The sequence below is a fragment of the Streptomyces sp. Y7 genome (assembly GCF_043195415.1).
GTDB lineage: Bacteria > Actinomycetota > Actinomycetes > Streptomycetales > Streptomycetaceae > Streptomyces.
The window spans coordinates 323,267-346,181 of record NZ_JBIDDQ010000002.1 but is presented as its reverse complement, the minus strand read 5'-3'; the positions used below and the strand labels follow the sequence as shown (position 1 = coordinate 346,181).

27 protein-coding genes are annotated in these 22,915 nt (G+C 69.0%); 18 read left to right on the top strand and 9 right to left on the bottom strand.

Annotated elements, in window-relative coordinates; all coding sequences use genetic code 11:
• Window positions 1–15: 15 nt before the first annotated feature.
• From ACGFW6_RS07490 to ACGFW6_RS07460, 7 genes are all read left to right on the top strand, one after another.
• The gene (locus tag ACGFW6_RS07490) at window positions 16–966 is read left to right on the top strand and encodes a ThiF family adenylyltransferase (protein WP_393505666.1); all 951 of its coding nucleotides are present in this window, start codon (window positions 16–18) and stop codon (window positions 964–966) included.
• Window positions 967–1,221: 255 nt separating this feature from the next.
• Complete coding sequence (locus ACGFW6_RS07485; RefSeq protein ID WP_393505664.1) at window positions 1,222–1,773, top strand: RBBP9/YdeN family alpha/beta hydrolase; 552 nt, start codon at window positions 1,222–1,224, stop codon at window positions 1,771–1,773.
• Window positions 1,674–1,880: an alpha/beta hydrolase gene (locus ACGFW6_RS07480; RefSeq protein ID WP_393506951.1), complete on the top strand. Its 207-nt coding sequence runs from the start codon at window positions 1,674–1,676 to the stop codon at window positions 1,878–1,880. Before ACGFW6_RS07485 ends, ACGFW6_RS07480 begins: the two co-directional genes overlap by 100 nt.
• 94 nt (window positions 1,881–1,974) lie before the next feature.
• A complete protein-coding gene (locus tag ACGFW6_RS07475) occupies window positions 1,975–2,292 on the top strand; it encodes a hypothetical protein (RefSeq protein ID WP_393505663.1) in 318 nt (105 codons plus the stop codon).
• A gap of 488 nt (window positions 2,293–2,780) precedes the next feature.
• Window positions 2,781–3,227: a hypothetical protein gene (locus ACGFW6_RS07470; protein ID WP_393505661.1), complete on the top strand. Its 447-nt coding sequence runs from the start codon at window positions 2,781–2,783 to the stop codon at window positions 3,225–3,227.
• Window positions 3,228–3,355: 128 nt separating this feature from the next.
• Window positions 3,356–4,480 carry a PLP-dependent cysteine synthase family protein gene (locus ACGFW6_RS07465; RefSeq protein WP_393505659.1) on the top strand — a complete coding sequence of 375 codons (1,125 nt, stop codon included), beginning with the start codon at window positions 3,356–3,358 and terminating at the stop codon, window positions 4,478–4,480.
• Complete coding sequence (locus ACGFW6_RS07460; protein ID WP_393505657.1) at window positions 4,477–5,718, top strand: MFS transporter; 1,242 nt, start codon at window positions 4,477–4,479, stop codon at window positions 5,716–5,718. Before ACGFW6_RS07465 ends, ACGFW6_RS07460 begins: the two co-directional genes overlap by 4 nt.
• A 76-nt stretch (window positions 5,719–5,794) precedes the next feature.
• On the opposite strand, the gene ACGFW6_RS07455 is transcribed toward ACGFW6_RS07460, so the two are convergent.
• Complete coding sequence (locus ACGFW6_RS07455; RefSeq protein ID WP_393505655.1) at window positions 5,795–6,550, bottom strand: CbtA family protein; 756 nt, start codon at window positions 6,548–6,550, stop codon at window positions 5,795–5,797.
• A gap of 16 nt (window positions 6,551–6,566) precedes the next feature.
• Complete coding sequence (locus ACGFW6_RS07450; protein ID WP_030953008.1) at window positions 6,567–6,788, bottom strand: CbtB-domain containing protein; 222 nt, start codon at window positions 6,786–6,788, stop codon at window positions 6,567–6,569.
• A gap of 672 nt (window positions 6,789–7,460) precedes the next feature.
• On the opposite strand from ACGFW6_RS07450, the gene ACGFW6_RS07445 reads away from it, so the two are divergent.
• The gene (locus tag ACGFW6_RS07445) at window positions 7,461–8,231 is read left to right on the top strand and encodes a methyltransferase domain-containing protein (RefSeq protein WP_393505653.1); all 771 of its coding nucleotides are present in this window, start codon (window positions 7,461–7,463) and stop codon (window positions 8,229–8,231) included.
• Window positions 8,232–8,337: 106 nt separating this feature from the next.
• Here ACGFW6_RS07445 and ACGFW6_RS07440 read toward each other — a convergent pair whose 3' ends face one another.
• Window positions 8,338–9,156: an SAM-dependent methyltransferase gene (locus ACGFW6_RS07440; RefSeq protein ID WP_393505651.1), complete on the bottom strand. Its 819-nt coding sequence runs from the start codon at window positions 9,154–9,156 to the stop codon at window positions 8,338–8,340.
• Between the two features lie 380 nt (window positions 9,157–9,536).
• On the opposite strand from ACGFW6_RS07440, the gene ACGFW6_RS07435 reads away from it, so the two are divergent.
• The gene (locus ACGFW6_RS07435) at window positions 9,537–9,848 is read left to right on the top strand and encodes a WhiB family transcriptional regulator (protein ID WP_393505649.1); all 312 of its coding nucleotides are present in this window, start codon (window positions 9,537–9,539) and stop codon (window positions 9,846–9,848) included.
• Window positions 9,849–9,866: 18 nt separating this feature from the next.
• On the opposite strand, the gene ACGFW6_RS07430 is transcribed toward ACGFW6_RS07435, so the two are convergent.
• Window positions 9,867–10,607, bottom strand: a complete 741-nt coding sequence (locus tag ACGFW6_RS07430) for a VOC family protein (RefSeq protein WP_393505647.1) — start codon at window positions 10,605–10,607, stop codon at window positions 9,867–9,869.
• A 128-nt stretch (window positions 10,608–10,735) separates the two neighbouring features.
• Window positions 10,736–10,948, bottom strand: coding sequence for a DUF4287 domain-containing protein (locus ACGFW6_RS07425; protein WP_393505645.1), 213 nt, complete (start codon window positions 10,946–10,948; stop codon window positions 10,736–10,738).
• 149 nt (window positions 10,949–11,097) lie between these two features.
• Between ACGFW6_RS07425 and ACGFW6_RS07420 the strand changes: the two genes are divergently transcribed.
• The 6 genes from ACGFW6_RS07420 (at window position 11,098) to ACGFW6_RS07395 (ending at window position 16,880) form a co-directional block, all read left to right on the top strand.
• Window positions 11,098–12,141 (top strand): threonine/serine dehydratase, encoded by a 1,044-nt coding sequence (locus tag ACGFW6_RS07420; protein WP_393505643.1) that lies wholly within the window; start codon window positions 11,098–11,100, stop codon window positions 12,139–12,141.
• A gap of 58 nt (window positions 12,142–12,199) precedes the next feature.
• The gene (locus ACGFW6_RS07415) at window positions 12,200–13,345 is read left to right on the top strand and encodes a serine hydrolase domain-containing protein (protein ID WP_393505641.1); all 1,146 of its coding nucleotides are present in this window, start codon (window positions 12,200–12,202) and stop codon (window positions 13,343–13,345) included.
• A 253-nt stretch (window positions 13,346–13,598) separates the two neighbouring features.
• Window positions 13,599–14,480: a GNAT family N-acetyltransferase gene (locus tag ACGFW6_RS07410; protein WP_393505639.1), complete on the top strand. Its 882-nt coding sequence runs from the start codon at window positions 13,599–13,601 to the stop codon at window positions 14,478–14,480.
• A 216-nt stretch (window positions 14,481–14,696) separates the two neighbouring features.
• Window positions 14,697–15,194, top strand: coding sequence for a DUF1877 family protein (locus ACGFW6_RS07405; protein ID WP_393505637.1), 498 nt, complete (start codon window positions 14,697–14,699; stop codon window positions 15,192–15,194).
• 147 nt (window positions 15,195–15,341) lie between these two features.
• The gene (locus ACGFW6_RS07400) at window positions 15,342–16,019 is read left to right on the top strand and encodes a hypothetical protein (protein WP_393505635.1); all 678 of its coding nucleotides are present in this window, start codon (window positions 15,342–15,344) and stop codon (window positions 16,017–16,019) included.
• Window positions 16,020–16,469: 450 nt separating this feature from the next.
• Window positions 16,470–16,880, top strand: coding sequence for a cupin domain-containing protein (locus tag ACGFW6_RS07395; protein WP_393505633.1), 411 nt, complete (start codon window positions 16,470–16,472; stop codon window positions 16,878–16,880).
• Between the two features lie 418 nt (window positions 16,881–17,298).
• Here ACGFW6_RS07395 and ACGFW6_RS07390 read toward each other — a convergent pair whose 3' ends face one another.
• Window positions 17,299–17,850 carry a 2'-5' RNA ligase family protein gene (locus ACGFW6_RS07390; protein ID WP_393505632.1) on the bottom strand — a complete coding sequence of 184 codons (552 nt, stop codon included), beginning with the start codon at window positions 17,848–17,850 and terminating at the stop codon, window positions 17,299–17,301.
• A gap of 356 nt (window positions 17,851–18,206) precedes the next feature.
• On the opposite strand from ACGFW6_RS07390, the gene ACGFW6_RS07385 reads away from it, so the two are divergent.
• From ACGFW6_RS07385 to ACGFW6_RS07375, 3 genes are all read left to right on the top strand, one after another.
• Window positions 18,207–18,674 carry a hypothetical protein gene (locus ACGFW6_RS07385; protein WP_393505630.1) on the top strand — a complete coding sequence of 156 codons (468 nt, stop codon included), beginning with the start codon at window positions 18,207–18,209 and terminating at the stop codon, window positions 18,672–18,674.
• A 272-nt stretch (window positions 18,675–18,946) separates the two neighbouring features.
• Entirely contained in the window at window positions 18,947–19,432 is a 486-nt protein-coding gene (locus ACGFW6_RS07380) for a pyridoxamine 5'-phosphate oxidase family protein (protein ID WP_393505629.1), read from the top strand.
• A 327-nt stretch (window positions 19,433–19,759) separates the two neighbouring features.
• On the top strand, window positions 19,760–20,680 hold the full coding sequence (locus tag ACGFW6_RS07375; RefSeq protein ID WP_393505627.1) for an NADP-dependent oxidoreductase: 921 nt from the start codon (window positions 19,760–19,762) through the stop codon (window positions 20,678–20,680).
• 326 nt (window positions 20,681–21,006) lie between these two features.
• On the opposite strand, the gene ACGFW6_RS07370 is transcribed toward ACGFW6_RS07375, so the two are convergent.
• The 3 genes from ACGFW6_RS07370 to ACGFW6_RS07360 all read right to left on the bottom strand — a co-directional run bounded on the left by ACGFW6_RS07370 (window position 21,007) and on the right by ACGFW6_RS07360 (window position 22,804).
• Window positions 21,007–21,378, bottom strand: a complete 372-nt coding sequence (locus ACGFW6_RS07370; protein ID WP_393505625.1) for a peptidase inhibitor family I36 protein — start codon at window positions 21,376–21,378, stop codon at window positions 21,007–21,009.
• The gene (locus ACGFW6_RS07365) at window positions 21,375–21,959 is read right to left on the bottom strand and encodes a hypothetical protein (RefSeq protein WP_393505623.1); all 585 of its coding nucleotides are present in this window, start codon (window positions 21,957–21,959) and stop codon (window positions 21,375–21,377) included. Before ACGFW6_RS07365 ends, ACGFW6_RS07370 begins: the two co-directional genes overlap by 4 nt.
• A 224-nt stretch (window positions 21,960–22,183) precedes the next feature.
• A complete protein-coding gene (locus tag ACGFW6_RS07360) occupies window positions 22,184–22,804 on the bottom strand; it encodes a hypothetical protein (RefSeq protein ID WP_393505621.1) in 621 nt (206 codons plus the stop codon).
• Window positions 22,805–22,915: the final 111 nt, after the last annotated feature.

The following is a 22,915-nucleotide window of genomic DNA, read 5'->3' as shown; positions in this document are numbered from 1 at the left end:
GAAGGAAGGCCAGGGATGGCTGACGGAAGCGACCGCTACGTTCTCTCGCCCGCCGCGACCTGGTCCCGCGACGGCGACGAGCTGCGCGTCTTCTCCGACGAGGTACTGCTGGTCCGACGCTGCCCCGAATCGATGTTCGCATGGCTCGAAGCGGTCACCGACGAGCCGGCCGGCCTCCCGGCGCCGAGCGGAGGCACAGTGGACGCCATCGTGCGTACGCTGCTTCGGCGTCGCCTCGTAGTCGCACCGTTCGACCGTTCGTGGCACTCGTCCGCCTGGAGGAACCAGGTCGAGTACTTCGCTGCCCTGGGCCTGGACGCCGGCGCGGCACAGGATCGGCTGCGCGCGGCACACGTGACCGTGCTCGGCGTCGGCGGCATCGGCGGCGCGGTGCTGGCTGAGATCGTGGGTGCGGGCGTCGGCGGACTCACGCTCGTGGACGGCGACCGGGTCGCGCTGGAGAACCTGAACCGCCAGTATCTCTACCGGCGTTGTGACGTCGGACGGGCAAAGGTCGATGTGGCCCGCGAGTGGGTGCGTGAGCGCCTCCCCGAAGCGGAGCCGACCGCTGTCATGGAAACCATCACGACCAGCGAGGCGTTGGTGCCATACCTGCGCGAAGGCGGCTTCCTCGTGGTCGCGGCCGACCGTCCCGCATCCCTGCCGGAACTGTGCGCTCAAGCCTGTCTTGAGCGCGGAGCGTCGATGATCACGGGAGGCTGCGGCCTCCGAGTAGGGTCGAGTGGCCCGCTGATCCGGCCCGCCGATGTCCCGGCCTTCATCACGTCACGCCAACAGGCAAGGGCCACGGCCGGAGCCGCGGTCACACCGATGGCCGCCTCGTTCGGCCCCGTCAATACGCTGGTGGGCGCGACGATGGGCCGCGATCTCATCTTCGGCATCCTCGGAGTGAGCACCCGAACGACTTCGCATCGCGTCGAGCTGCTGGGCACGGGTTTGACCTGAGAACGCGCCTCGACGTTTCGTGAGGGAGAGTGCGCATGGGATGCCCAGGCCATGCTGAAATGTCATGCCGTCAATCGGTGAGGCCAGGGCACTCGGTGTGGCGAGCCGTGACATCGCAGACACACCTCAGCCGACTGATGCGAGCTCACTCAATCGCCGCTGCGTCTGGCGGAGTTCGTCCTGCCTGGCCTTCAGGCGCCCGGCCAGGGAATTCAGCTCAGCCCGCAGATCGGGGCACATCTCCAGCGAAATGCCGTGATCGCCGGCGCGAGCGCAGTCAAGATACCGCTGGATGGCCGAGGCTCCCAAGCCTGCGGCGTCACACCTGGAACAACCCAGCAGCGCGCCTCGATCATCCACGGCTACGGAGCGACCCCCGAGGACCACTGGTTCGGCTGGCTGGCCGAGCAGCTCCGAGCGGACGGCATCCCGACCACGATCCCGGCCCTTCCGACTCCACAAGCCCCAGATCCCGGACGGTGGTTGGACGTCGTACGCACCGAACTGGGCACGCTTGACGAGCACTCGATGGTGGTCGCGCACAGCCTGGGCTGCCTTACCGTGCTGCGCCATCTGGGCTCCCTGCCGAGCCCATGGCGCCTTGGCACCCTCGTGCTGGTGTCCGGCTTCGTCGACCAACTGCCCGCGCTCCCGCACCTGAACGCCCACATCGGACACGGCTGCGATGTGACGGACTCAGCGACCACATCGATCGACTCACGATCATCCGGTCAGACGCAGACCCGTACGTACCGCCTGGTCACACCGACCGCCTTGCCGACCTGCTCGGAGTCTCCGCACAGGTAGTCCCCGGAGCGGGGCATTTCCTCGCTTCTGACGGCGTCACTTCGCTGCCCGTCGTTCGTGAAGCCATCGCGTCGTCATGGCTCATGTTCCCGCACAGATGTCCTTGATCGTTCTTTACCGACGGAACGGGACTTCGTAAGGTCCGTTCCATCGCGACTGGCCCTTGGGGGGCGTGTGGGTGTGCCTGTGGCTCGGAGCCGTGTGGTTCGTGTGATCCGCGGTGTCGGCTCGTTCTTGAAAGAACTCGTGGAGGAGCTTGTCGGAGAGGCAGTGCTGACGCTGCTCGCCTGCGTCGCTGTGCTGGGGCTGGCTCTGGCGTTCATCTGGGGATGGGAGCGCAACTCGCTGGTCACCATGGCTGTGGGTGGTCCCTCGCTGGCCTTCCTGGGTTATGGCGCCTGGGAGTTCTTTCGTCCCTCCCGGCCAGGAAAGCGTGGGCGACTGGCCGGCGCGGCGGCTGCCACGTTCGCCGTGGCAGCCGGACTTGTCGCCTACGCATGGTCCTGCGACTGCCCCTGAGCGGTCAGGCCCGACACAAGTGCCGGCCCAGGCAGGCGGGGCGCGCATCCGCCACCAGGCCAACGGAGTGGCGCCGAGGGTGGGGAACGAGGGGCGTGGAGAAGCGGGAATACGGGGGGAGCCGGTCGGGCTCCGTCGTCGATAGGGTACGGCTCGCCGTGCGCACCCTCGTGTACGTCGTTTCGCGACGGCCGTCGGTGCTGCTGCTTGCCGTCCTGGCCGTGGTGGTGTGCGTGTGCAGCGAGGCCGATGCGTTCGCGGCTGTCGGACTTTTCCCGCTCCCGTAGGGCCCCTCCTCCGCACGATACGGGGTCCCACCCCCGGGCAGCGGTGGAGCATGAGCCCGTGGGCGCGTCGTGGCGACGGCGACGCCTGTTCTGTTGGACGCCGCCTTCTGGGGTGTCCAGAGACTCTGAGTCGGGGACGGAGGCGCGAACTGCACCGCGTCGAATAGCGATCGTACGTTACTGATCCACTACGTTGTGTGCGTGATCCATGCGATGGTCGGCAGCCGCATCCAGCGGCGTACCGCGCCGTCACTCCTTCTCATCGGTCTGATCCTGCTGGTGGGATCCCACCTGCTGGGCGCCCTCCACGGGCCGGGCTTCATCGGCCCCCACCAGCCGCTCTTCACGACTGCGATGGCCGCACCGGCAGCCACGGAGCCGACGGCACTCGGGGCCGACCATGGCGGCCACGGTCAGGGCCACGGACGCGGCCAGGATCACAACATCCTCGAGGACACCGTGGAACACGCGGTGGACCGCGTCCGGGACACGTCCGACCATCCGGTCCGGGCACCACAGCTCGTCGAGCCGGCGGCCGAACGCCCGGTCATGAGCGCGTCGGCCGACAGAGCCGCCCCCGCAGAGGGTGGTCCCTCCCCAGGTGGCGGTCGATCCGCCGGCGTGCGGCACTGCGTCTGGCGCCAGTAGGCACGACGCGCACGCCCCACCGAGTCCACGCCGCGACGGCGACGGACCGGCCTTCGGCGTGCTCACGCGTCCCTGCACCGCCTGCACCGCGCCCGCCCGACCAGCGGGCGCGAAGGAGCCGTACGTCCATGCACCTCTCCCTGCTCGAATCCCTCGTGTCCGCCGGCGCGGCCGCCCCCGTCCCCCTTCTCGCCCGCCGGCCCTCCCATCTGGTGGGCAACACCCCTGTCCTGTGGATCGACGAGCCGTTCGCCCCGCCAGGGCGTGGCTTCCACGCCAAGCTCGAAGGGGCCAACCCGGGCGGTATCAAGGACCGCCCCGGCCTGCACATGGTCCGAGAAGCGCGGCGCCGCGGTGAACTGGCGCCCGGTGCGCCGATCGTCGAGTCCTCCAGCGGCACCCTCGGCCTCGGACTGGCCCTGGCCGGACTGACGTACGGCCATCCGGTCACCGTCGTCACGGACCCCGGCATGGAGGCGTCGATGGTGCGGATGCTCACCGCACTCGGCGCACAGGTCGATGCGGTCACCGCACCGCATCCGGAGGGTGGTTGGCAGGAGGCCCGCCGGGAGCGGGTGGCCGAACTGCTGGCCCGCACCCCGGGCGCGTACTGCCCCGACCAGTACCACAACCCCGACAATTCGGCGTCCTACCTCCCACTGGCCGCCGAACTCCTCGCCCAACTGGGCCGTATCGACGTCCTGGTGGCCGCGGTGGGCACCGGGGGGCACTCGGCCGGCATCGCGGCGGGACTGCGTGAGCACTGCCCCGAGCTGAAGCTGATCGGCGTCGACACGGTGGGCTCGACCATCTTCGGTCAGCCCGCCGGGCCACGCCTCATGCGGGGCCTGGGCTCCAGCATCCACCCCTCCAACGTCCACTACGGCGCCTTCGCCGAGGTCCACTGGGTGGCGCCGGCCGAGGCGGTGTGGGTCTGCCGGCAACTGGCCCGCCGGTACTACGCGTCCGGCGGCTGGAGCGTCGGGGCGGTCGCGATGGTGGCCGGGTGGGCGGCCCGGACGTACCCGGCCGGCACGCGGATCGCCGCGGTCTTCCCCGACGGGCCGCACCGTTACCTGGAGACCGTCTACAACGACTCCTGGTGCCGGGAGCACGGGATCCTCGGCCTTGAACCGCCGACGGAACCCGACGAGATCGCCGAACAGGACGAATGCGTCGTCACCAGCTGGACCCGGTGCAGCCAGGTCCGCGATCCGCTGGGGCGCGAGGCGGCCAAGGAGGTCGTCCGATGAGGCGGCTGCGAGCCCAGCTGACGTCCTTCGACCGGCCCGCCCGGCTGCTGATGGTGAACCAGTTCGCCATCAACCTCGGCTTCTACATGCTGATGCCCTACCTCGCCGACCACCTCGCCCACGGCCTGGGCCTCGCTGCCTGGGCCGTCGGGCTGGTGCTGGGCGTGCGCAACCTCTCCCAACAGGGCATGTTCCTCGTCGGCGGAACACTTGCCGACCGCTACGGCTGCAAGCCGATGATCCTGGCGGGGTGCGCCCTGCGGACGGTCGCCTTCGGGCTGCTCGCGCTGGCGGGCAGCCTGCCGGTGCTGATCGTGGCCTCGGCGCTGACGGGCCTGGCGGGTGCGCTGTTCAACCCCGCCGTGCGCGCGTATCTCGCGGCGGAGGCGGGGGAGGGGCGGCGGGTGGAAGCGTTCGCCGCGTTCAACGTCTTCTACCAGGCGGGCATCCTGGTCGGCCCGCTCGCCGGACTCGCCCTGCTGGCCTGGGACTTCAGCGCCGTCTGTGCGGTCGCCGGACTCATCTTCGGCGCGCTGGCCGTCCTCCAGGCCCGCGCCCTGCCCGCACGCCCGCCGGTCGCCCGCGGCACCGAGCCGGCGTGGCGGGCGGTCGCCGCCGACTGGCGCACCGTCGCGTCCAACCGGCCCTTCCTCCTCTTCGCCGCCGCGATGAGCGGCTCGTACCTCCTGGCCTTCCAGGTCTACCTCGCGCTGCCGCTGAAGGCGCGTGAACTCTTCGGTGCGCAGACCGGGTTGGTGACCGGCGTGATCTTCTCCGTCTCCGCGGCCGCGGCCCTGTCGGGGCAGCTGAAACTCACCGCATGGGCGAAGCGGCAGCTGTCCGGGCCGCAGGCGATCGCGTACGGCCTGGCGCTCATGGGCGCGGCCTTCCTGCCGCTGCTGCCCGGCTCGTACGGCACTGTGGCCGGCGTGGGCGCCCTGACGCTGTGTGCCGCGCTTCTCGCGTGGGGCGGGGCGCTGCTCTACCCCTTCGAGATGGACACCGTCGTACGGCTGTCCGGCGACCGTCTCGTCGCGACGCACTACGGCGCCTGCAACACCGCTTCCGGCATCGCGATCTCGTTGGGGAACCTGGCGGTCGGGGCGCTGTTCGACACCGGAGTGCGGTGGCTCCCGTGGGCGGTGCTGGCCGTCACGGGATTCGTCTGCGCGGGGCTGGTGGTGCGGCTGCACCGGGCCGGACATCTGACGCCTCCGCCGGTTCGGGTGCCCGGGTGACGGAACCCGGCTGGCGGATGAACGACGGGACCCGCCGGTCGCGCCCCCGGCGGGTCCCGTCATTGCTTCGTGCGGGTCAGGCGACCGGCACCGACTCACGGCGTTCCGCCGTCTGCGGCTCCAGGACGCGTTCGGCCAGGTGTCCGAAGAGCAGGCCGAACCCGGTCCACAGCACCGCCTGTACGCCGAGCGCCGCGAGCCGGAACTCCCACAGGTCGGTGGCGGGGAAGCCGTGCGGGATGTTGTCCCCGGACGGCAGGAACACCATGGCCACGGTCACCGCCGCCACGAACGCCAGGCCGGCGGTGACGGAGGCGTTCCAGTTGCCCAACTGCGGGGCGAGGCGGCGGCCGAGCAGGATGGCCGCCACGCCCAGCAGTACGGTGAGCACGATCATCAGGAAGAACAACGCGGTGCGCTTGCCGATGGTGTCAGGGTTGCCGACCGCCGGTGGGCTGGCCGGGTACTTCAGCATCGGGACCAGGTACGCCAGCAGGAATGCGGCCAGTGCGGTCAGGACCGCGGTGGCCCGGGCCGAGAAGCGGCCGATGCGGCCCAGGGCGAAGCAGAAGGCGAGGGCGGCGATACCGCCGACTGCGACGCCGAAGACCAGGACTCCGGTGGCCAGACCGGCGGTCGACTGCACCGTCCGGCTGACCAACTCCTCCTCGGCGTGCCCGCCGGAGTGGGCGGAGTGGGCGGACTCGAACGCGATCGCCGCGTCCACAGGTCCTTCGCCGACGAGATAGGCGAAGAGCAGGGCGGGTATCCCCGCACCCAGCCCGGCGAGCATGCCGCGCACCAGAAGGGCACGCACGATGGCGGAATTCACAGGTGTTCCGCCCGTCTCAGTGGCAGGGGAAGCCGAGCAGGTGGCGGGCGTCGTGCACCCACTCGTGCACGCCCTCGCCGGAGACGACGGCCGTGGCGCCCTGTTCGGCGCCGACGAAGTACAGCAGGACCAGCATCAGCACGCCGAAGAACACCGCCCACGGGACGACCGCCTTCAGCGGCAGGGGTGCGACGGCGACCTTGGTCGTGGGGGCAGGGGCGGCAGTGGACTGCGCCATGGCGAGACCTCCTCGGGAACAACGCGTCCCGCGATCGTGTGGAGCACTCGACGACGGCATTGGGTCTGACTCACCACCACCTCCCTGGTGGAGGGGGTGGCACACAGTGGCGCGACCGTGCCGGAGTTGCACCGGACTTCCGTGGCGCCGTCGTCCTTGTCGCCCCAAAGGGTAAGGGCCGGATAAGGATCAGCCAACATGGCGTACGCCACCCACGGTGGGCGAGCCGTGGTGAATTGGGCGAAGGGGCGCGCATTCCCACCGTGCTCACGCGGGTGTGCGCCGCCGCAGCGGTGGTGACCGTCTGAAAGAACACGCTCGCCGATGACGCGCGACAGCCAGGACGGAGAACGTGGGCCGGCGGTGCGAGACGGACCCGGGGCGGGCCCTGGTGACACGGACGACCACGGTGGTCATCGGCTGACGGTGATCGGGCACGTCGGTGCCCTGCCACATCCACCGATACGGAGATTTCCCGACAAATGAAGTCAACTGGTGTTGGAACGTGCGGTATCGAGGAATCATGGGCGTCGTCGTGCACGCGCCCGGTCTCGTGGGGAATGGGGTCATGCCGGGCGTTGCGTCATGTTTTGCGCGGGCTGACCCTCGCACAGTGAATGCGGCTGCCACGACTGCTCGTCCGCGATCCAACGACCCTGGGGGGAATGCCTGATGAACGCAGCAGGTAAGGGAAAGTCCGTACTGAAGGCAGGGGCCAAGCGGCTCCTGGGACGTGCCGGATTCGACATCGTGCGCAGCACCAGAATCCAGGGTGGAGTGGACGACTTCATCCCGTTCGAGGCGACGATGAGGGCCGCGCGGGCGGCCGATATGTCGGTCGGTGACTACATCGACGAGGTCATGAACGGGACGCCAGGTGCCACCCAGTCCACCATCGACGAACTGCGCGCGCTGGGCGTCTTCGCCGCCGCCCCGAACACGGTGCTGGAGATCGGCCCCGGATCCGGACGCTATCTGGAGAAGACGCTGAAGGAGTGTTCACCCGGCCGATACGAGATCTACGAGACCGCGGCGCCCTGGGCCGACTACCTCGTGGACACATTCGGCGTAGTGGCCCATCCGACCGCAGGATGCAGTCTCGCCCCGACACCCGACGGAAGCGTTGACCTCGTTCAGGCTCACAAGGTCTTCAACACGGTGACCTTTCTCTGCGCGTCCCGCTACTTCTTCGAGATGGCACGTGTCGTGCGACCCGGTGGCCGGATCGTCTTCGACGCGATGACGGAGACCTGCCTGGATCCGGCCACGGTGCGTACGTGGGCGACGAAGGGCGGCGAGGGGCACGGCTCCTTCCCGGCGGCCCTGCCTCGCCGGATGTGCGTGGACCTCTTCGCGACACTCGGCTGCAGCCTCGAGGCCGACTTCCTTGCTCCCATGGGCGTCGCCTCCACCGAAGTGTTGGTCTTCAGGAAGGGGGACTGAACCCTCACACCGGATGAGCGGGCAGGCTCCGCACGACTGAACGGAGGAAGCCGGACGGAGGTTTCCGCGCCCGGGGTCCCCCGAACGCGTCGGTCTCTCGATCGTGTCAGGGCTTGCGGGCCAGCCCGGCCGTGATGAGGTGCTCCCAGACGGTGAGTTCCCGTTCGCCGGCGTCGGCCCACTGGTTGTCGACCGCTTCAGGACGCCACAGGGGCGCGGGAACGATGCCGGGGTCGAGGATCTCCAGGCCGTCCAGCAGGTGCTCGATCTCCTCGTCGCTGCGCCACCGGCCGCGGCCGAAGGTCTGTTGCAGGACCTTCTCGGCCTCCCGCGTCTCCGCGTTGTCGCCGGAACGGAAGTGACTGACGAAGAAGCAACTCCCGGACGGCACACGGTCGCGCCAGTAGCGGACGATCCGTGCCGGGTCCTCGTCGTCGTTGACGTGGTGAAGGATGGCGCTGAACATCACGGCCACCGGCCGGTCGAAGTCGATCAGCTCTCGGGTGTCGGGGTGTTCGTAGACGCCCTCGGGATTGCGTACGTCGGCTGCGACGACGCGGGTCCGGTCGTTCTGCTCCAGCAACGCGCGCCCGTAGACCAGCACTTGGGGATCGATGTCGACGTAGACGATGCGGGACTCCGGCGCGTGGCGCTGCGCTACCTGGTGGACGTTGTCGGCCGTCGGCAGGCCGCTGCCCAGGTCGATGAACTGCCGCACGTCGGTCGTCGTCACGATCTCCCTCACTGCCCGCGTCAGCGCCGCGCGGTTGGCGAAGGCAATTCCCACCGAGCCGGGAAGGTCCCGTTTGAACACATCGCCGATCTCCCTGTCCACGGCGTAGTTGTCCTTGCCGCCCAGCAGGTAGTCGTAGACACGCGCGATACTGGGCGTGGTGGAGTCGATCGAGATGCCCTCATCCGTCATGACCACCATCTTCGCCTGGGACAGGCCCTCCTGACCAGCCGAACGGGAGCGGGAACGAGCGCGCCGTCAGGGCGCGCCGGCCGTCGGTGCCTCCGGACGAGCGGCTCATGACGTCCTGATCGGCCAGCCGCTCTCGTTGCGACTGCCCACGCGCCATACGCCGAGCGTTATCCCTTCCCTCACCGGGACTCGGCCGTGCCGCCAGCGCAGATGCGTCCATAGCGCTACCGCGTGCACCAGGCAAGCACTGCTCACCCGAAGGTGTGACAACGTACGGCAGACTCGGCAGAAGCCGCTGAACGGCGTACTGTCATATGCCGGTTGCCTGCAGCAAAGAGGCAACCGGCATCACCAGTCCAGGGGAGAGGACGGCATCACAGATGGCGGGCACCGACTGGAGTGAACGTGGACTGTGTCGGACGGCCGACCCTGACGACCTGTTCGTCGAAGGGGCGGCACAAAACCGAGCCAAGGCACTCTGCGGCGGCTGCGGCGTACGAACCGAGTGCCTCGCCCATGCCTTGGACGAGCGCATCGAGTACGGCGTGTGGGGTGGCATGACCGAACGGGAACGCCGAGCACTGCTGCGACGGCGGCCGACGGTCAGCTCCTGGCGGCGCCTGCTGGAAACGGCCCGCGCCGCACACGAGCGCACCGCCGGGGCAACGGCTGTCACCCTCAAGGCGAGCTGACGCTCGAAGGGTTCCGCATCAGGACGGGGCGAGGACGCAGAACTCGTGACCCTCCGGGTCGTTCAGGCACGTCCATGGAACGTCGCCCTGGCCGAGATCGAGGTCCGTCGCACCCAGGGCCCGCAACCGGGCCACCTCCGCTGCCTTGTCGTCACCGGGGTACGGCAGCAGGTCGAGATGGACGCGGTCCGGCACCGTCTTCACGTCGGGCGTGCGGAGGAACTCCAGATACGGCCCCACGCCGTCGGCGGAGCGCAACGCCGCCTGATCGTCGCTCACTTCGTGCAGGGACCAGTCCATGGCCTCGCTCCAGAAGCGGGCCATGGACCGCGGGTCCGCGCAGTCGATCACGATCGCTGCGATCGGCCCGGTGTCCCGGTAGACCTCCCGGGGCTCCAGCACACAGAACTCGTTGCCCTCGGGGTCGGCGAGGACGGTCCACGGCACGTCGCCCTGCCCCACGTCGACGGGCGTCGCGCCGAGAGCCTGCAAACGCGCGACGAGCTCCGTCTGATGCGCCGAGGACGTCGTGGCGAGATCGAGGTGCACACGGTTCTTCGTGGCTGTCTTGGGCTCCGGCACGGGCACGACGTCGAGGCCGACGAAGACCCGGTCCGGCCATACGAGGCCCCCGGCCGGTCCGACGTACGTGGTGACGCCGGAGCTGTAGGCGCTCCAGCCGAGCGCCTCCGCCCAGAACCGGCCGACCGCCGCGGCATCAAGTGCCTTGATGTTCACGTGAGCGACTCGCAGTGCCATGCGGGCGATCCTATGGGCCCGCCGGCGGCCGCCCGCTGCCCCTCGCATCCGCTACGGCGCGTCGTTCTCGCGACCGCCAGGAACCCTGAGGGTCTGACGACGGCCGGACAGCGGCTCCCACCGCGCGACTACTTGCCGGCGTCCTCGGCGAGCGTGTGGGCGACGAGGGCGTTGGCGTGGCCGTGGCCGAGATCGTGCTCCGACTTGAGCCAGCCGACGAGCTCCATGTGCTTGGTGAGCGGGGACGTCCGGATGAGCTCCTTCCATTCGGCGATCGGGCGGCCGTACTTCTTCTCGATCGAGGGGAAGTAGGCGGCGGGACCCTTCACTTCGGCTGCCATGGGTGTCCTCGTTCCTGTGCGTTGATGTGCTGCCGATCATTCGACCGATGCCGACTGCCGAAGTCATCGCGGCTGCGGTGTGGGCTGGATCACGCTTCCCCGGCCGACGTCATGAACCCCGTGTACCGGCGGCGCTAGGCTGCTGTGTCGTGCAGGAGACGCGCCTGAACACTGCCCGGATCCGGGCCGCCCGCCGGTTGATCGACCCGGTCTTTCTCGACACTCCGCTGTACCGTTGCGAGGCGCTGGAGCCCGTTCTCGGCTGTGCGGTGAGCATCAAGCTCGAAACGGCGAATCCGGTCCGCAGTTTCAAGGGCCGCGGCACCGAGGTGGTCGCTAACCTGCTCGCCGACAATGTCGGGAGCGTCGGGAGCGTCGGGAGCGTCGGGAGCGCCGGGAGCGCCGGCAACGCCGAAACCGCCAACAACGCCGCCAAGGGCCCGCAATCCGTGGTGTGCGCCAGCGCCGGCAACCTCGGCCAGGCCCTCGCCTGGTCCGGCCGCGGCCGAGGGCTCGACGTCACCGTCGTGGCCTCCCGCTTCGCGACCGCGGCCAAGCTCGACCGCATTCGTGCACTGGACGCCACGCTGGAACTGGTCGACGGCGACCACGAGATGGCCCGCGAGCGGGCGGCGGCCATCGCTCGCCACGACGGCATGCGGCTGGTCGAGGACAGCTTGGACATCGAGACCTGCGAGGGCGCGGCCACCATCGGGCTGGAGCTGGTGGACACCGCGCCGTCCTTCGACACGGTGCTGATCGCTCTCGGCGGCGGGGCGCTGGCCACCGGCGTCGGGCACGTGATGAAGGCTTTGGCACCCGAAGTCGAGGTCGTCTGCGTCCAACCGCAGGGCGCACCGGCGATGACACTCTCGTGGCACAGCCGACGGATCGTCACCACGGACTCGACCGACACCATCGCCGACGGCGTGGCCGGCCGATACCCCATTCCGGCCGTCCTGGACGACCTCCTCGTGGTCGCCGACGACGCCGTACTGGTCCAGGAGGCGTCGATCATCACCGGCATGCGGATGCTCCTGGAGCACGCGGGCCTCGTCGTCGAACCATCCGCCGCACTCGGAATCGCGGCGATCCTCGAAGACCGTGGCCGCTTCGCCGGCCGACACGTCGTCACCATCGTGTGCGGCGGCAACGTCGACATGGACGCCTACCACCGCTGGGTCGGCCGATGACTTTCCGGCGCCCGGGCAGTCGTACCCGCTACGACCCCCTCGACCGGAAGGCCGCCCGATGAACGCGCTGCACGCCACCCTGCACCGGTACGTCGACGACGGGACGGTGCCCGGCGCCGTGGGTCTCGTGGCCCGCGACGACGAGGTCGAGGTCGTGACCGTCGGCGCGGCGGACCTCGACGGCACCGCGCCCATGGCCAGGGACTCGATCTTCCGCATCGCGTCCATCACCAAGCCGATCACGTCGGCCGCGGTGCTGATGCTGGTGGAGGAGGGGCGCCTCGCTCTGGAGTCACCGGTCGAGGAATGGCTGCCGGAGCTGGCGAAGCCGAGCGTGGTGCGCACGCCGGACGCCCCGGTCGACGACGTCGTCCCCGCGGCCCGTCCGATCACCGTCGAGGACCTGCTCAGCTTCCGCACCGGCTGGGGCTTTCCCTCCGACTTCTCACTCCCGGCGGTGCAGTCCCTGTTCACCGTGCAGAAGGACGGCCGCGCCCTCCAGGACTGGCCCGACGCGGACACCTGGCTCGGCCTCCTCGCCCAGGTACCGATGCTTCACCAGCCGGGAGACGCATGGCTGTACGGCACTTCGTCCGACCTGCAGGGGATCCTGGTCGCCCGTGCCTCGGGCCGCACCTTCCCCGACTTCCTCGCGGAACGGATCTTCGAACCGCTCGGCATGCAGGACACGGCCTTCTCGGTACCCGAGTCGAAGCGGCACCGCTTCACCTCGCTCTACGCCCCGACCCCGGACGGCGCTCCGGAACTGACCGACACACCCGATGGGCTGTGGAGCCGCGTCCCGCGCTTCCACTCGGGCGGCGGAGGCCTCGTCTCCACCGCCGACGACTGGCTGGCCTTCGCTCGCATGCTCCTGAACGGCGGCGAGAGCAACGGCCAGCGCCTGCTCACCCCCACCTCGGTCAGCCGCATGACCACCAACCACCTCACGGCCGAACAGCGCGCCGACGCCACCCTGTTCCTGGAGGGCCAGGGCTGGGGCTACGGCGGCCAGGTCGACGTCACCCCGGCCGACCCGTGGAACGTGCCGGGCCGCTACGGCTGGGTCGGCGGCACGGGCACGACGGCACACATCGTCCCGACCACCGGAACGATCTCGATCCTGTTGACGCAGGTGGGAATGACGAGCCCTACGCCGACGCCGCTCATGCGGGACTTCTGGCGGACTACGGCAGGGAACTAGGGACGCTGTTCGCGTGAGGCGGTCCCGTGCGGGACACGGCTGATTACGGCCTCAGCGCGTGGCTGTGACCGCACGCCCGCGTTGGCCTGCCGCTAAATACGTTGCCGAGGAAGGACGGGCCCACTAGATTCTCCGAGCCGTCCGCCTTGATCCGGACGGGCTGTCGACGAGGAGGTGTGGAGCACATGCGCAGGAGTGCCCAGGTGTTGAGCGCGCGTAGTCACCTTTCCCACCTCCTCACGACGGAGACACCTTGTCGCTTCGCATCACCCCTCTGACCGACCCCGAGCACGGACCACGCAGCCGGTCCCTTGTCTGGCTGGCGTCCGACGCCGCTTCCATCCCGCTGGGGACGGCCTTCCTGCGGCTGTTCACGGATCCCGGACAGCAGCACCTGGCCGAACTGACCGTGCACGTCCATCCCACGGAGCGACGCAAGGGTGTCGGCTCCCGACTCCTCGATGCTGCGGTGGCCGCCGCTCGGGACAACACGCGGCGCTGTGTCGTGGCCCAGAGCGAGGCCGGCTCGCCCGGCGACGGCTTCCTGACGGCGCGCGGTTTCCGCAAGGTCCTCACGCTGCGGTACGTCCGCCTGTCCCTGGCCGGCGTCGACACCGACGCCCTCACCGAGATCATCGAGCAGCCACATCCCGGGTACAGGCTGGCGCACTGGCAGGGAACCGTTCCCGACGACCTCGCCCACACCTTCGCCGCCTCACGCCGTGCCATGGACGACATGCCCATGGACGACACCGACTACGGCACCGTGACCTGGGACGTGGACCGGGTCCGAGCCGCTGCCAAGGCCGTCGAACAGCGCGGCGACCTGCTGCACACCGTCGTCGCCATCGACACCTCCGACGGCTCCATCGCCGGATTCACCGAACTGGTCATCCCCGGCAGCGGCACGGGCGACGGCCAGCACTACGGCACCGGCGTACTGCCCGAACACCGCGGACACGACCTCGGCCGCTGGATGAAGGCCGAATCGATCCGCCGGGCCAGCAGGGACCATCCGGACCTCGCCGGCCTCCTGACCGACACCGCCGACAGCAACACCCACATGAGACACATCAACGACGGCCTCGGCTACACGCCTACACACACGACACACCAGCACCAACTCGACCTCTAGAGGTAGCCGGACGGGCCGGACCAGGCCGTCACCTGGCCGGCCCGTCAACGCCTTCGACGCAGCGCTCCGCGCCAAGCTTGCCGAGGTCGCGGTCCACGAAGCCCAGGGAGCGGTTCGCCGCTCGCAGAGCCGGGCATCGCGCTGTCAGTGCCGACGAGTAGGTTCTCTCCGTTCGGCCCGACAGGCGGGCCCACCGAACGGGGAGGACTCGTCGCCGTGAGCATCCACATGCACATGCGCGCCGTCGCGGAATCCGAGATCCGGGACGACCACACCTGGCTCGCAGCGTTCATGTGGGAGGCCTGGGAGAACCACCCCGACGAGTACGCAGCGGGCATTGCCGAGTCGATCGACAAGGTCTGGGGGTCAGTCCATGACCTCTATGCCGCTACCGAAGTCCTCGATGCGGCTGCCGACGGCTCTTGGGAGCTGCCGATCTACGGCGGGCGGCCAGTGGCACACAGCGCCGATGCCGACCCCTCCAACCCTCCCCTCGGGATTCTGGAGCCGCCTGGGGTGTCACAGGCCGCAGGCTTCCTCGCACGTGTCTCGTTCGACGAGTTGTGGCACGTCGTCGGCGCCAAGTTCGTAGGGGCCGGCTCGGACGAGGCACAGGTCAGGCAGGAGTTCCTCGACCATCACAGGGGCCTCCAAGAGTTCTACGGGCGGGCGGCCACAGCAGGCCACGCAGTGGTCAGGGCGGTGTGGGCTTGAGACGTCGGCCTCAGCAGGCGGACCCCGCCTGTGCACCTGTCGTAGGGAGTGTCAGTGGGCGGTGCGATGCTGGCGCCGACAACTCCGCTCACGGTGATCAATGGGGGGCCCATGTCCAGTGAACGATCAGGGTCTGACGCGTCCTCAATGGACTTCGACTCCGCTTGGTGTGCCACCGACCTGGGTGAATACCGGCCCTGCCGCTACACCTATGAGCACTACCCCTGCGAGAGCCTGCCACCGATCGACTCCACCGAGTTCAGGGGCGCCTTTCAATGGCTCGGCGGAACCAGTGAAGCCGATCCCCGAAAGGTCACGGCGCTCAGTCGCTTGGCAGAGAACCTTGCGGCCGAGGGCTTGACGCTGCCTGGGGACTTCGTCACCTTCCACAGCGACTCGAAGCTGCACAGTTCATTGGATGAGGTCTCGGCGACCGGCTGTTGGACCAATATTTCAGAGCCCCTGCCCAGTCCGGTTGAGCCCGGTGCCTTCCTCGTGCGATTCCTGCGGGATCAACAGGACTGCGTCATCTGGTACCTCTACCTGCGTCCGTCGGGAGAGGTATCCGTCGTGCATTCCTCTCTCGACTACGAATACGAGTACGAGGCACGGCGCGACGGGGAAGAGTCGGCGAGCAACCTCGACGATCCGGAGGAGCAGGCAGCCGCGATCCTCTGGTGCGCGCCCTCGTTCGAGGAGTTCGCCTATCGGTTCTGGATCGAGAACCGCCTCTGGCATGCCCTCAACGGGAATGACCTGTCCGGGCTCGCGTCGCAGGAGCGTGACTACTTGCGCCACTATGCGCCGAGCGGGATACCCACATGACCGGGCACGGAACCAGGGCAAGTGCGGACAGCCGAGCGGGGACGCGTGCGCCGGATCGACGGCGACGAGGAGCAATGCCCGCGGCAGTTCAGCCGGTCAGGCGAAGGACGGCTGGGTCGGCGATGGTGGCCACAAGGTGCACGGACGGCGCGGGCGCGCGGTATGGGGTCCCCAAGGATCGGCTGCGGGCTTCGGCATCCCGAACAGCGCGGCCAATTGCAGCAGTGTGAGGTTCGTGTGCGTTGCGCAGAGGCCGCGAGAGGCTCGGCAAGGTCAATCACAGGCGCCGTCTGCTGCTCATCAGCACACCCTTGTGTCAGGGCGGCCACCGCCTGAAGAGCGACTAGAGGTCATGACCTGTCTGTCGCGCCGGTCTGCCGGGCCCTGCTGTCACAGACGGGGAGGCTGTCTTGTCGTAGCTGTGGACAGTCCCTGTTTTGGAGGCGAGAGATGAGTACGGACCACGTGCAGTTGCCGCCGGGTGTCGAGGTGGTCGCGACACTGTCTGAGGCTGCGGCCTGGATTCCGGACGGTGCGGAGGCCAGGACGATCCGGGTCACTCTGGCGCCGGGCGACCCCGGTGCGCCGCCGCACCGGCACCCCGGGCCGGTTTTCGGCTACGTCACCGAGGGCGAGATCCTCTTCGAACTCGAGGGGCAGGCACCCCGGGTGCTCAAGGCCGGTGACGCTCTGTTCGAGCCCGGCGGCGACGTGATCCACTACCAGGGCGCCAACCATCTCCCTGATGCGCAGTCGCAGTTGGTGGTCACCATGTTCGCTCCGCCTGGTACACCGATTCTGACCGTGGTGAGCGCACAGGAGTTGGAGGAGCGACGGCACCTACGGGCAGCCTCGTCGTGACGATCCGCACTTCTGCGGATGGTTCTTCGCCACTGGCGGTCTTTTCGGGCCGTACGGAACGGACCCTGTCGGCGCGGCGGTGACTCTCCGGCTCAGGCTGGTGCCTGATTCACCGTGTCCGCCGGCCGACTGCCGGTGGTACGGCGTGATCCCGGGTGTGCGGGCGCGGCTACGGCTGCGCCCGCACACATGACGGCGACCGGGATGCTCGGAGCCGTCCTCCCGAAATTCCCGCTACCCCCGGGAGCGCGGAGCGGAGGCCAGCAGCGGCAGCCCTGTCCTTCTGCCGGATGCTGCGGCTGCCCACGATCCGGGCCCGGTTTCCCGACGTCGCCGCTGCGGCCGCCCGCGACCAGCGCCCGTTACGGGCGAGTGGAGCTCCTCGCTTCCACGACCCAACTGGGCAACGGCTGACCGATCACCGCAACCGGGTCTGTCCCAGCGGGAAAGAGGCCCGCTGCCGCCAACGCGTCCCATCGTGGATCAGCAAGTCGACCGTCGAGACTTGCGTGACGATGGGAAGGGCGGTGAGCAAATCGGCCTCGGCCTTCTGCACGAGAGCCTCGTCCTGGCCCTGGGCGACCGTCAGATGCGGGACGACGTCGTCGAACTGCCCTCCGAACGGCGGGTTCTCCGGCCATCTCTCCGCCATCGCCTCGGTGAGACGCCTGAAGGGGGTATCTGGATCGGGGGCGAGATACAGCACTCCGGGGAACCGGCCGCAATGGTCGAACCGGGCCTGAAATGCCCGATGCCGGCCGACCACCTCGCCGATCGCGGCGCAGGCCCTTCGGTCGATCCGGCTGGCATCGAGGAACGGGAAGAGCACGGTGACATGGGCCGGAACTCCGGCACGGGCCGAGGGGTCGAGCCGCTCACGCCATGCGCGCACCGCAGGCTCCGCCTCCGGGATCCTCACGATCAGCCCCGACTGCCCTGCCTGGAACACGTGCGAGTCGTCGTCCTCCATCGCAACTGTCTATCAGCGGGGCACGACAGCGAGCGACCCGATTATCACCGCCATGCCCAGCAGGACCGGCATCACCCGAGCACACAGGTGCGGCCACATCACAGTGACAGATCATGCCCAACAGATCGTCAAGTGGCGCCGAACCTTGCTGTCGAACGGGGCTAACCCACGTTGCCGAAGCCATGGGGCTTCGTGACGCAGCAGGCTCCAGGGCAACTTGCTTCGATTTTGGCCGCACCACGGCAGGGAAGCGTCCGAGATGTACCTGGGGTCCCGGACCTGTTCACCACCCTGGCCATCACCAGATCACCGGTCCTGTGCCGAGTCCGACACAGTCCTGCGGCTAACGTGAACGGGTGAATCAGCTCTGGGCGTCGTTGATCGGTGTCGTACTCGGCGGAGGCATGTCCTATCTGGCCCAGTTCACCACTGCCCGCCAGGCCGCCCGCACTGAGGACAAGCGCCAGGCCACGCAACTGGCCGAGGCGCGCCGTGCCGAACGACTCGACGTGATAAGGGAATTCATCCAGCTCACGCAGGAAGGTATACGCCTCGCCGAGGACCGCTACGAGGCACCTGACTGGACCTCCGGCGGCACGCCTGAGTGGCTCAGCTCCGCGCGGGCCCTGATCGAACGCCTCTGGATCTGCGAGCGGATGATCCTGGTCCTCATCGGCCCGGAGCTCCACCAACTCGCATGGAACTACGCGGGTGCGGTGAACCACGTCTTGTGGGAGGAACTCAGCGGGCCCCAAGCCGCGTGGGACCACGTGCGCGAACCCATGAACAGCTTCCTCAATGCCGCCCACGGGCAGCTGGGTTGACCCGGCTCCGAAGCCGTGCCTGCCTCCGCCGCTACGCCAGCAGTACCAGCAGCTGTTCGCCCAAGGACCGCGGCCGATGCCCGGTTCCGTTCCGTGGTGAGGTTGTGGTCTTCCACCAGCGAGGTGCACCACCAAGAGGTGGCTGACCATCGCCCCGGTGTCAGGGGGCGGCGAGCGCCGTGTTCCGGTGCCGTGTCTAGAACGGCTCGACGGCTCCGTCCCAGGGGCATGAGCGGCCGCGAAGGGCCGCGCCGCAGTAAAGGAAGACGATCATGGATCCCTGGCAGATCGAGCAGGAACTGGCCGACGCACATGAGCTGTTGGACCAGGCGTCCATGGCGCGGCTGGCATACAACGGACTCGACGGGTTGCCGCGTGTCATCCCGATCGCCATCTTCTGGACCGGCGAGGAGATCGTCATGTCCACCGCGGCCACAGCGCCCAAGGTAAAGGCGCTGTCCGTCCGTCCCGAGGTCGCCCTGACCATCGACGCAGGCGACAGCCCGGGCACGGCCAAGGCGCTGTCCGTGCGCGGCGTGGTGCACCTGACCATCGTCGACGGCGTGGTGCCGGAATACCTCGCGGCCGCTCGAAAGAACTTCGGCGCCGAGTACGCGGCCGAGTTCGAGCGGAACTGCCGGGCCATGTACGACCAGATGGCGCGTATCGCGCTCGAGCCGCAGTGGGCGCGGTTCTACGACTTCGGCGCCGGCCGAATGCCGCAGTTCCTCGCCGAACTCGCCAAGAAGTCGAGCTGACCATTTCGGCTTGGCATGGCGTGCGGTCTCGCCCAGACCGCTTCTGCCTCCAGCGTCGACACCTGCAGCTCTGAGGGTAAGTGGCCCACTGGAAGTGAATGCAAGTGGCCCAGATGTTTGGGCTGCTTTCCTCCTAGTGTCGGAAGCGTGATCACGACAGCTCCTGTTTGCCGTGCTGTGTCCGCAGCGGTCTGCGGCAGCGGGGCGTACGGGCGCTGGGACTGGTCATGGCGGGCGGGCGGCCGGCCGGCTTCTATGCGCCGATGCCTGCGCCTCCCAGGCGCGATGCCCGCTCCCTGGACGTCCCCCGATGCAGAGGAACCCCTCATGCAAGCCATCACCGTCAAAGACCGTGACGCCGGTGTCAGCGGCCTGACTCTCACCGAGGTACCCCACCCGCGCGCCGCCGAGAACGACGTGATCGTGGAGGTCCACGCCGCCGGATTCACCCCCGGCGAGCTGGACTGGCCCAGCACCTGGACCGACCGGGCCGGTCGTGACCGTACCCCGTCCGTGCCCGGCCACGAGCTGTCCGGCGTGGTCACCGAGCTCGGCTACGGCACCACCGGCCTGACCGTCGGGCAGCGCGTGTTCGGCCTGACCGACTGGACCCGCAACGGCTCGCTGGCCCAGTACACCGCGGTCGAGGCCCGCAACCTCACCCCGCTGCCGGCCGACGTCGACCACGTCACGGCCGCCGCACTGCCGATCTCCGGCCTCACCGCCTGGCAGGCCCTGTTCGACCACGCCCACCTGACCACCGGCCAGAGCGTGCTCATCCACGGCGCCGCAGGCGGCGTCGGCTCCATCGCCGTACAACTGGCCCGCGAGGCCGGCGCCCGGGTCATCGCCACCGGCCGGGCCGCCGACCGCGAGACCGCCCTCGGCCTGGGCGCGGACACCTTCATCGACCTCCAGGCCGAGAAACTGGAGGACACCGGCGAGGTCGACGTGGTGTTCGACGTGATCGGCGGCGAGATCCTCGAACGTTCCACCGCACTGGTCCGCCCCGGCGGCACGCTTGTCACCATCGCCGAACCGGTCACCGTCCACCCCCACGACGGACGAGCGATCTTCTTCGTCGTCGAACCCGACCGGGCCCGGCTGGCCGACCTCGCCCAGCGCCTGCGGGACGGCCGCCTCAAGCCGATCATCGGCGCCGTCCGCCCCCTCGCCGAAGCAGCCTCCGCGTTCACGCCGGACAAGCGCACCCCCGGCAAGACGATCATCCGCGTCACAGAAGCCTGAGCCGGAAGGGGCCGAAGGCGGCGACGCAAATCCAGGTGTGTGTGCCTCGTGTGCCACGCGGTCGGACAGGCCCCACAACACCGGGGACCAGCTCAGGCTTCGAATGCGCGGTTGTCGTCGTTGCCAGGGGTAGCTGGTCGCGTGCGATCCGTACGCGCGGCGCTGGGGGGGCAGGCCGGGGTGGCGGCGCATGGTGCGGGTGAGGTGGCCCTGATCGGCGAAGCCGCAGGCGTCGGCGATGTCCGCGATTGCGGTGTCGGAGGTGAGCAGGGCCCCGCGGGCCCTGCTCGTCAGCGAAATGAGTCTCGGTGGTCAGCCCTGGTGTGTCAGCAGCCGCTGGACCAGGTGTGTGAGCTGCCCCGGTCGTTGGCGTTCGCGTTGTGGCCGACCTCCTGGCCGGGGGCGAGGCAGAGGGTCACTGATCCGAGCAGTTCCCGACCGTCGTACACCTTGACGTGGTCCTTGACCCCGGGGCCGGAGATGCCGTGGTTGGCCCATGAGGAGTCGTAGTTGGACATGTCGCCCTCCCACCAGTGGTCGTCGCCACTGTGCTCGATCTTGAGGCCGTCGAAGTTCGCGTCGGTCCAGACGCAGAAGTAGCCGCTGCGGCAGTCGGCCGCCTCGGCTGTGGCCGATCCGCCCAGGACGGTGCCGGCGCTGAGCAGGGCGGCGGCGAGAGCGGTGGTCAGGCGCTTCATGCGGGTGGTTCTCCCATCGGATCGGGCGTGCGATGCCATCGGTCGAGCAAGGTGGTCGCTTCGGAGAGGGCGCGTGCGCGCAGCCGTTGCCAGTCGGCGATCTCGGTGCGGTGGCGTGCGCGGATCTCCGCGAGGTCGCGGTGGGTGTGCGCGGCCTCGGGTTCGAGGTTGTTGACGACCACCGATGCCTCGAACCAGCGGCGTTGGTCGCCGTACAGGCGCCGCTGGGCGGCGGCCAGACAGCCATCGGTGTGAGCACGTACGACGTACCCGGTGGGCAGGGCGAGGGACAGCTCCGTCGGGCCGGCGCCGAACAAGGCTGCGTCGACGCGCTGTTGTTCCTCTTTGCTGCCCGGGGCCGCGCTGGTGCGAGGGCTCGGCGGCGTGAGGCCGAGCCGTGTCAGGCACCCGTCGGTGAGGTGCTGGGTGGCTGCCTTGATGATCTCGTCGGTCGGGTCGGGTTCGTCGGCTGAGGACGCCGCGTCTGGGGCGCGCGGTACGTCGCAACCGGTCATGAGGCAGCAGGCCAGGGCCGCAGCCGCCGCGATGAGCGGCTCGGTGACGCGCGTGCCGGAGGGCATGGGGATCGGGACTTCCAGGGTGAATGTGCGGTCGCCGTGGTGTTCGGCGGTCGGTCCCGGAAGTCCTCCCCTGCGCTGCTGGGCGCCAGACCACCCGAAAGGGTCAGACGGTGCTGTGCCGGGTTGATGCCCATCCCGCGTCGCGTCGGCGCCTGACGTGCAGTGCCACTGGGACCAATGGCAGTTGAGCGCGGGCATCAGATGGTGCTCTTCGCCCCGGTGCCTCAGAAACGGAAGCCGATGACCCCGAAGCCAGGTCGCTCCTGGGCGTGCCTCATCCAGCCGAGGCACTGCATGACGGCCTCCACGACTTCCGAGTCCAAGGGCGGGGCCTCGCCCGACGCGTCGACCGCGCGCTTGGTGGCCTCGAACTGTTCCAGCGCCTGCGCGATCTGAGAGGGCGTCCACTCACCGCAGCCCGGCGTGAAGGAGTAGGGAAGAGGGGAGGGGAGACCGCTGTAGCCGAACTCCTCCACGGAGACAGCGGTGATGCCCAGAGCCTTCAGACCCCGGTCGACCTCCGACAGCCAGTCCCCGCGATGCGGCGTGAAGCTGCTGTTGTCCAGGAACGACCCCGTGAGGGAGCACAAGCGCCGGTAGGCGTAGCCGTACTGAAAGGCGTGGTCCTCGTTGTCGCTGAAGGGCCCGCCGTGCACGACCGCGCGCAGTGCCTCGTACGCCGTGGGGGCGCCTTGCTCGATCTCGTGGCTGAAGTACTCGTCGTCGCGCGCCAGGTCGTCCCCGAAGCGGTCACTGATCACTTCCAGCAGTTGATCGTCACGGGATCCGACCAGGGCGCGCGTCGCGGCCACGTCGAGCAGGTAGACACTCAGGGAAGAACTCATGGGATGAACCTAAGGGGTGCCACTGACACTCCCGGTTCGTCCATGGCGCCCACCCCCTTCGCCACGGCCCGCTGGGCGTGCTCCAGCAGGTGATCCGGTCCGTCGAGCGGT

What these genes read in the sequence shown, in the direction of transcription:
- ACGFW6_RS07490 (WP_393505666.1), top strand. Translation starts at nt 16, where the DNA reads ATGGCTGACGGAAGCGACCGCTACGTTCTCTCGCCCGCCGCGACCTGG.
- ACGFW6_RS07465 (WP_393505659.1), top strand. Translation starts at nt 3,356, where the DNA reads ATGCACCTCTCCCTGCTCGAATCCCTCGTGTCCGCCGGCGCGGCCGCC.
- ACGFW6_RS07460 (WP_393505657.1), top strand. Translation starts at nt 4,477, where the DNA reads ATGAGGCGGCTGCGAGCCCAGCTGACGTCCTTCGACCGGCCCGCCCGG.
- ACGFW6_RS07450 (WP_030953008.1), bottom strand. Translation starts at nt 6,788, where the DNA reads ATGGCGCAGTCCACTGCCGCCCCTGCCCCCACGACCAAGGTCGCCGTC.
- ACGFW6_RS07445 (WP_393505653.1), top strand. Translation starts at nt 7,461, where the DNA reads ATGAACGCAGCAGGTAAGGGAAAGTCCGTACTGAAGGCAGGGGCCAAG.
- ACGFW6_RS07440 (WP_393505651.1), bottom strand. Translation starts at nt 9,156, where the DNA reads ATGACGGATGAGGGCATCTCGATCGACTCCACCACGCCCAGTATCGCG.
- ACGFW6_RS07435 (WP_393505649.1), top strand. Translation starts at nt 9,537, where the DNA reads ATGGCGGGCACCGACTGGAGTGAACGTGGACTGTGTCGGACGGCCGAC.
- ACGFW6_RS07430 (WP_393505647.1), bottom strand. Translation starts at nt 10,607, where the DNA reads ATGGCACTGCGAGTCGCTCACGTGAACATCAAGGCACTTGATGCCGCG.
- ACGFW6_RS07425 (WP_393505645.1), bottom strand. Translation starts at nt 10,948, where the DNA reads ATGGCAGCCGAAGTGAAGGGTCCCGCCGCCTACTTCCCCTCGATCGAG.
- ACGFW6_RS07415 (WP_393505641.1), top strand. Translation starts at nt 12,200, where the DNA reads ATGAACGCGCTGCACGCCACCCTGCACCGGTACGTCGACGACGGGACG.
- ACGFW6_RS07400 (WP_393505635.1), top strand. Translation starts at nt 15,342, where the DNA reads ATGGACTTCGACTCCGCTTGGTGTGCCACCGACCTGGGTGAATACCGG.
- ACGFW6_RS07395 (WP_393505633.1), top strand. Translation starts at nt 16,470, where the DNA reads ATGAGTACGGACCACGTGCAGTTGCCGCCGGGTGTCGAGGTGGTCGCG.
- ACGFW6_RS07390 (WP_393505632.1), bottom strand. Translation starts at nt 17,850, where the DNA reads ATGGAGGACGACGACTCGCACGTGTTCCAGGCAGGGCAGTCGGGGCTG.
- ACGFW6_RS07380 (WP_393505629.1), top strand. Translation starts at nt 18,947, where the DNA reads ATGGATCCCTGGCAGATCGAGCAGGAACTGGCCGACGCACATGAGCTG.
- ACGFW6_RS07375 (WP_393505627.1), top strand. Translation starts at nt 19,760, where the DNA reads ATGCAAGCCATCACCGTCAAAGACCGTGACGCCGGTGTCAGCGGCCTG.
- ACGFW6_RS07370 (WP_393505625.1), bottom strand. Translation starts at nt 21,378, where the DNA reads ATGAAGCGCCTGACCACCGCTCTCGCCGCCGCCCTGCTCAGCGCCGGC.
- ACGFW6_RS07365 (WP_393505623.1), bottom strand. Translation starts at nt 21,959, where the DNA reads ATGCCCTCCGGCACGCGCGTCACCGAGCCGCTCATCGCGGCGGCTGCG.
- ACGFW6_RS07360 (WP_393505621.1), bottom strand. Translation starts at nt 22,804, where the DNA reads ATGAGTTCTTCCCTGAGTGTCTACCTGCTCGACGTGGCCGCGACGCGC.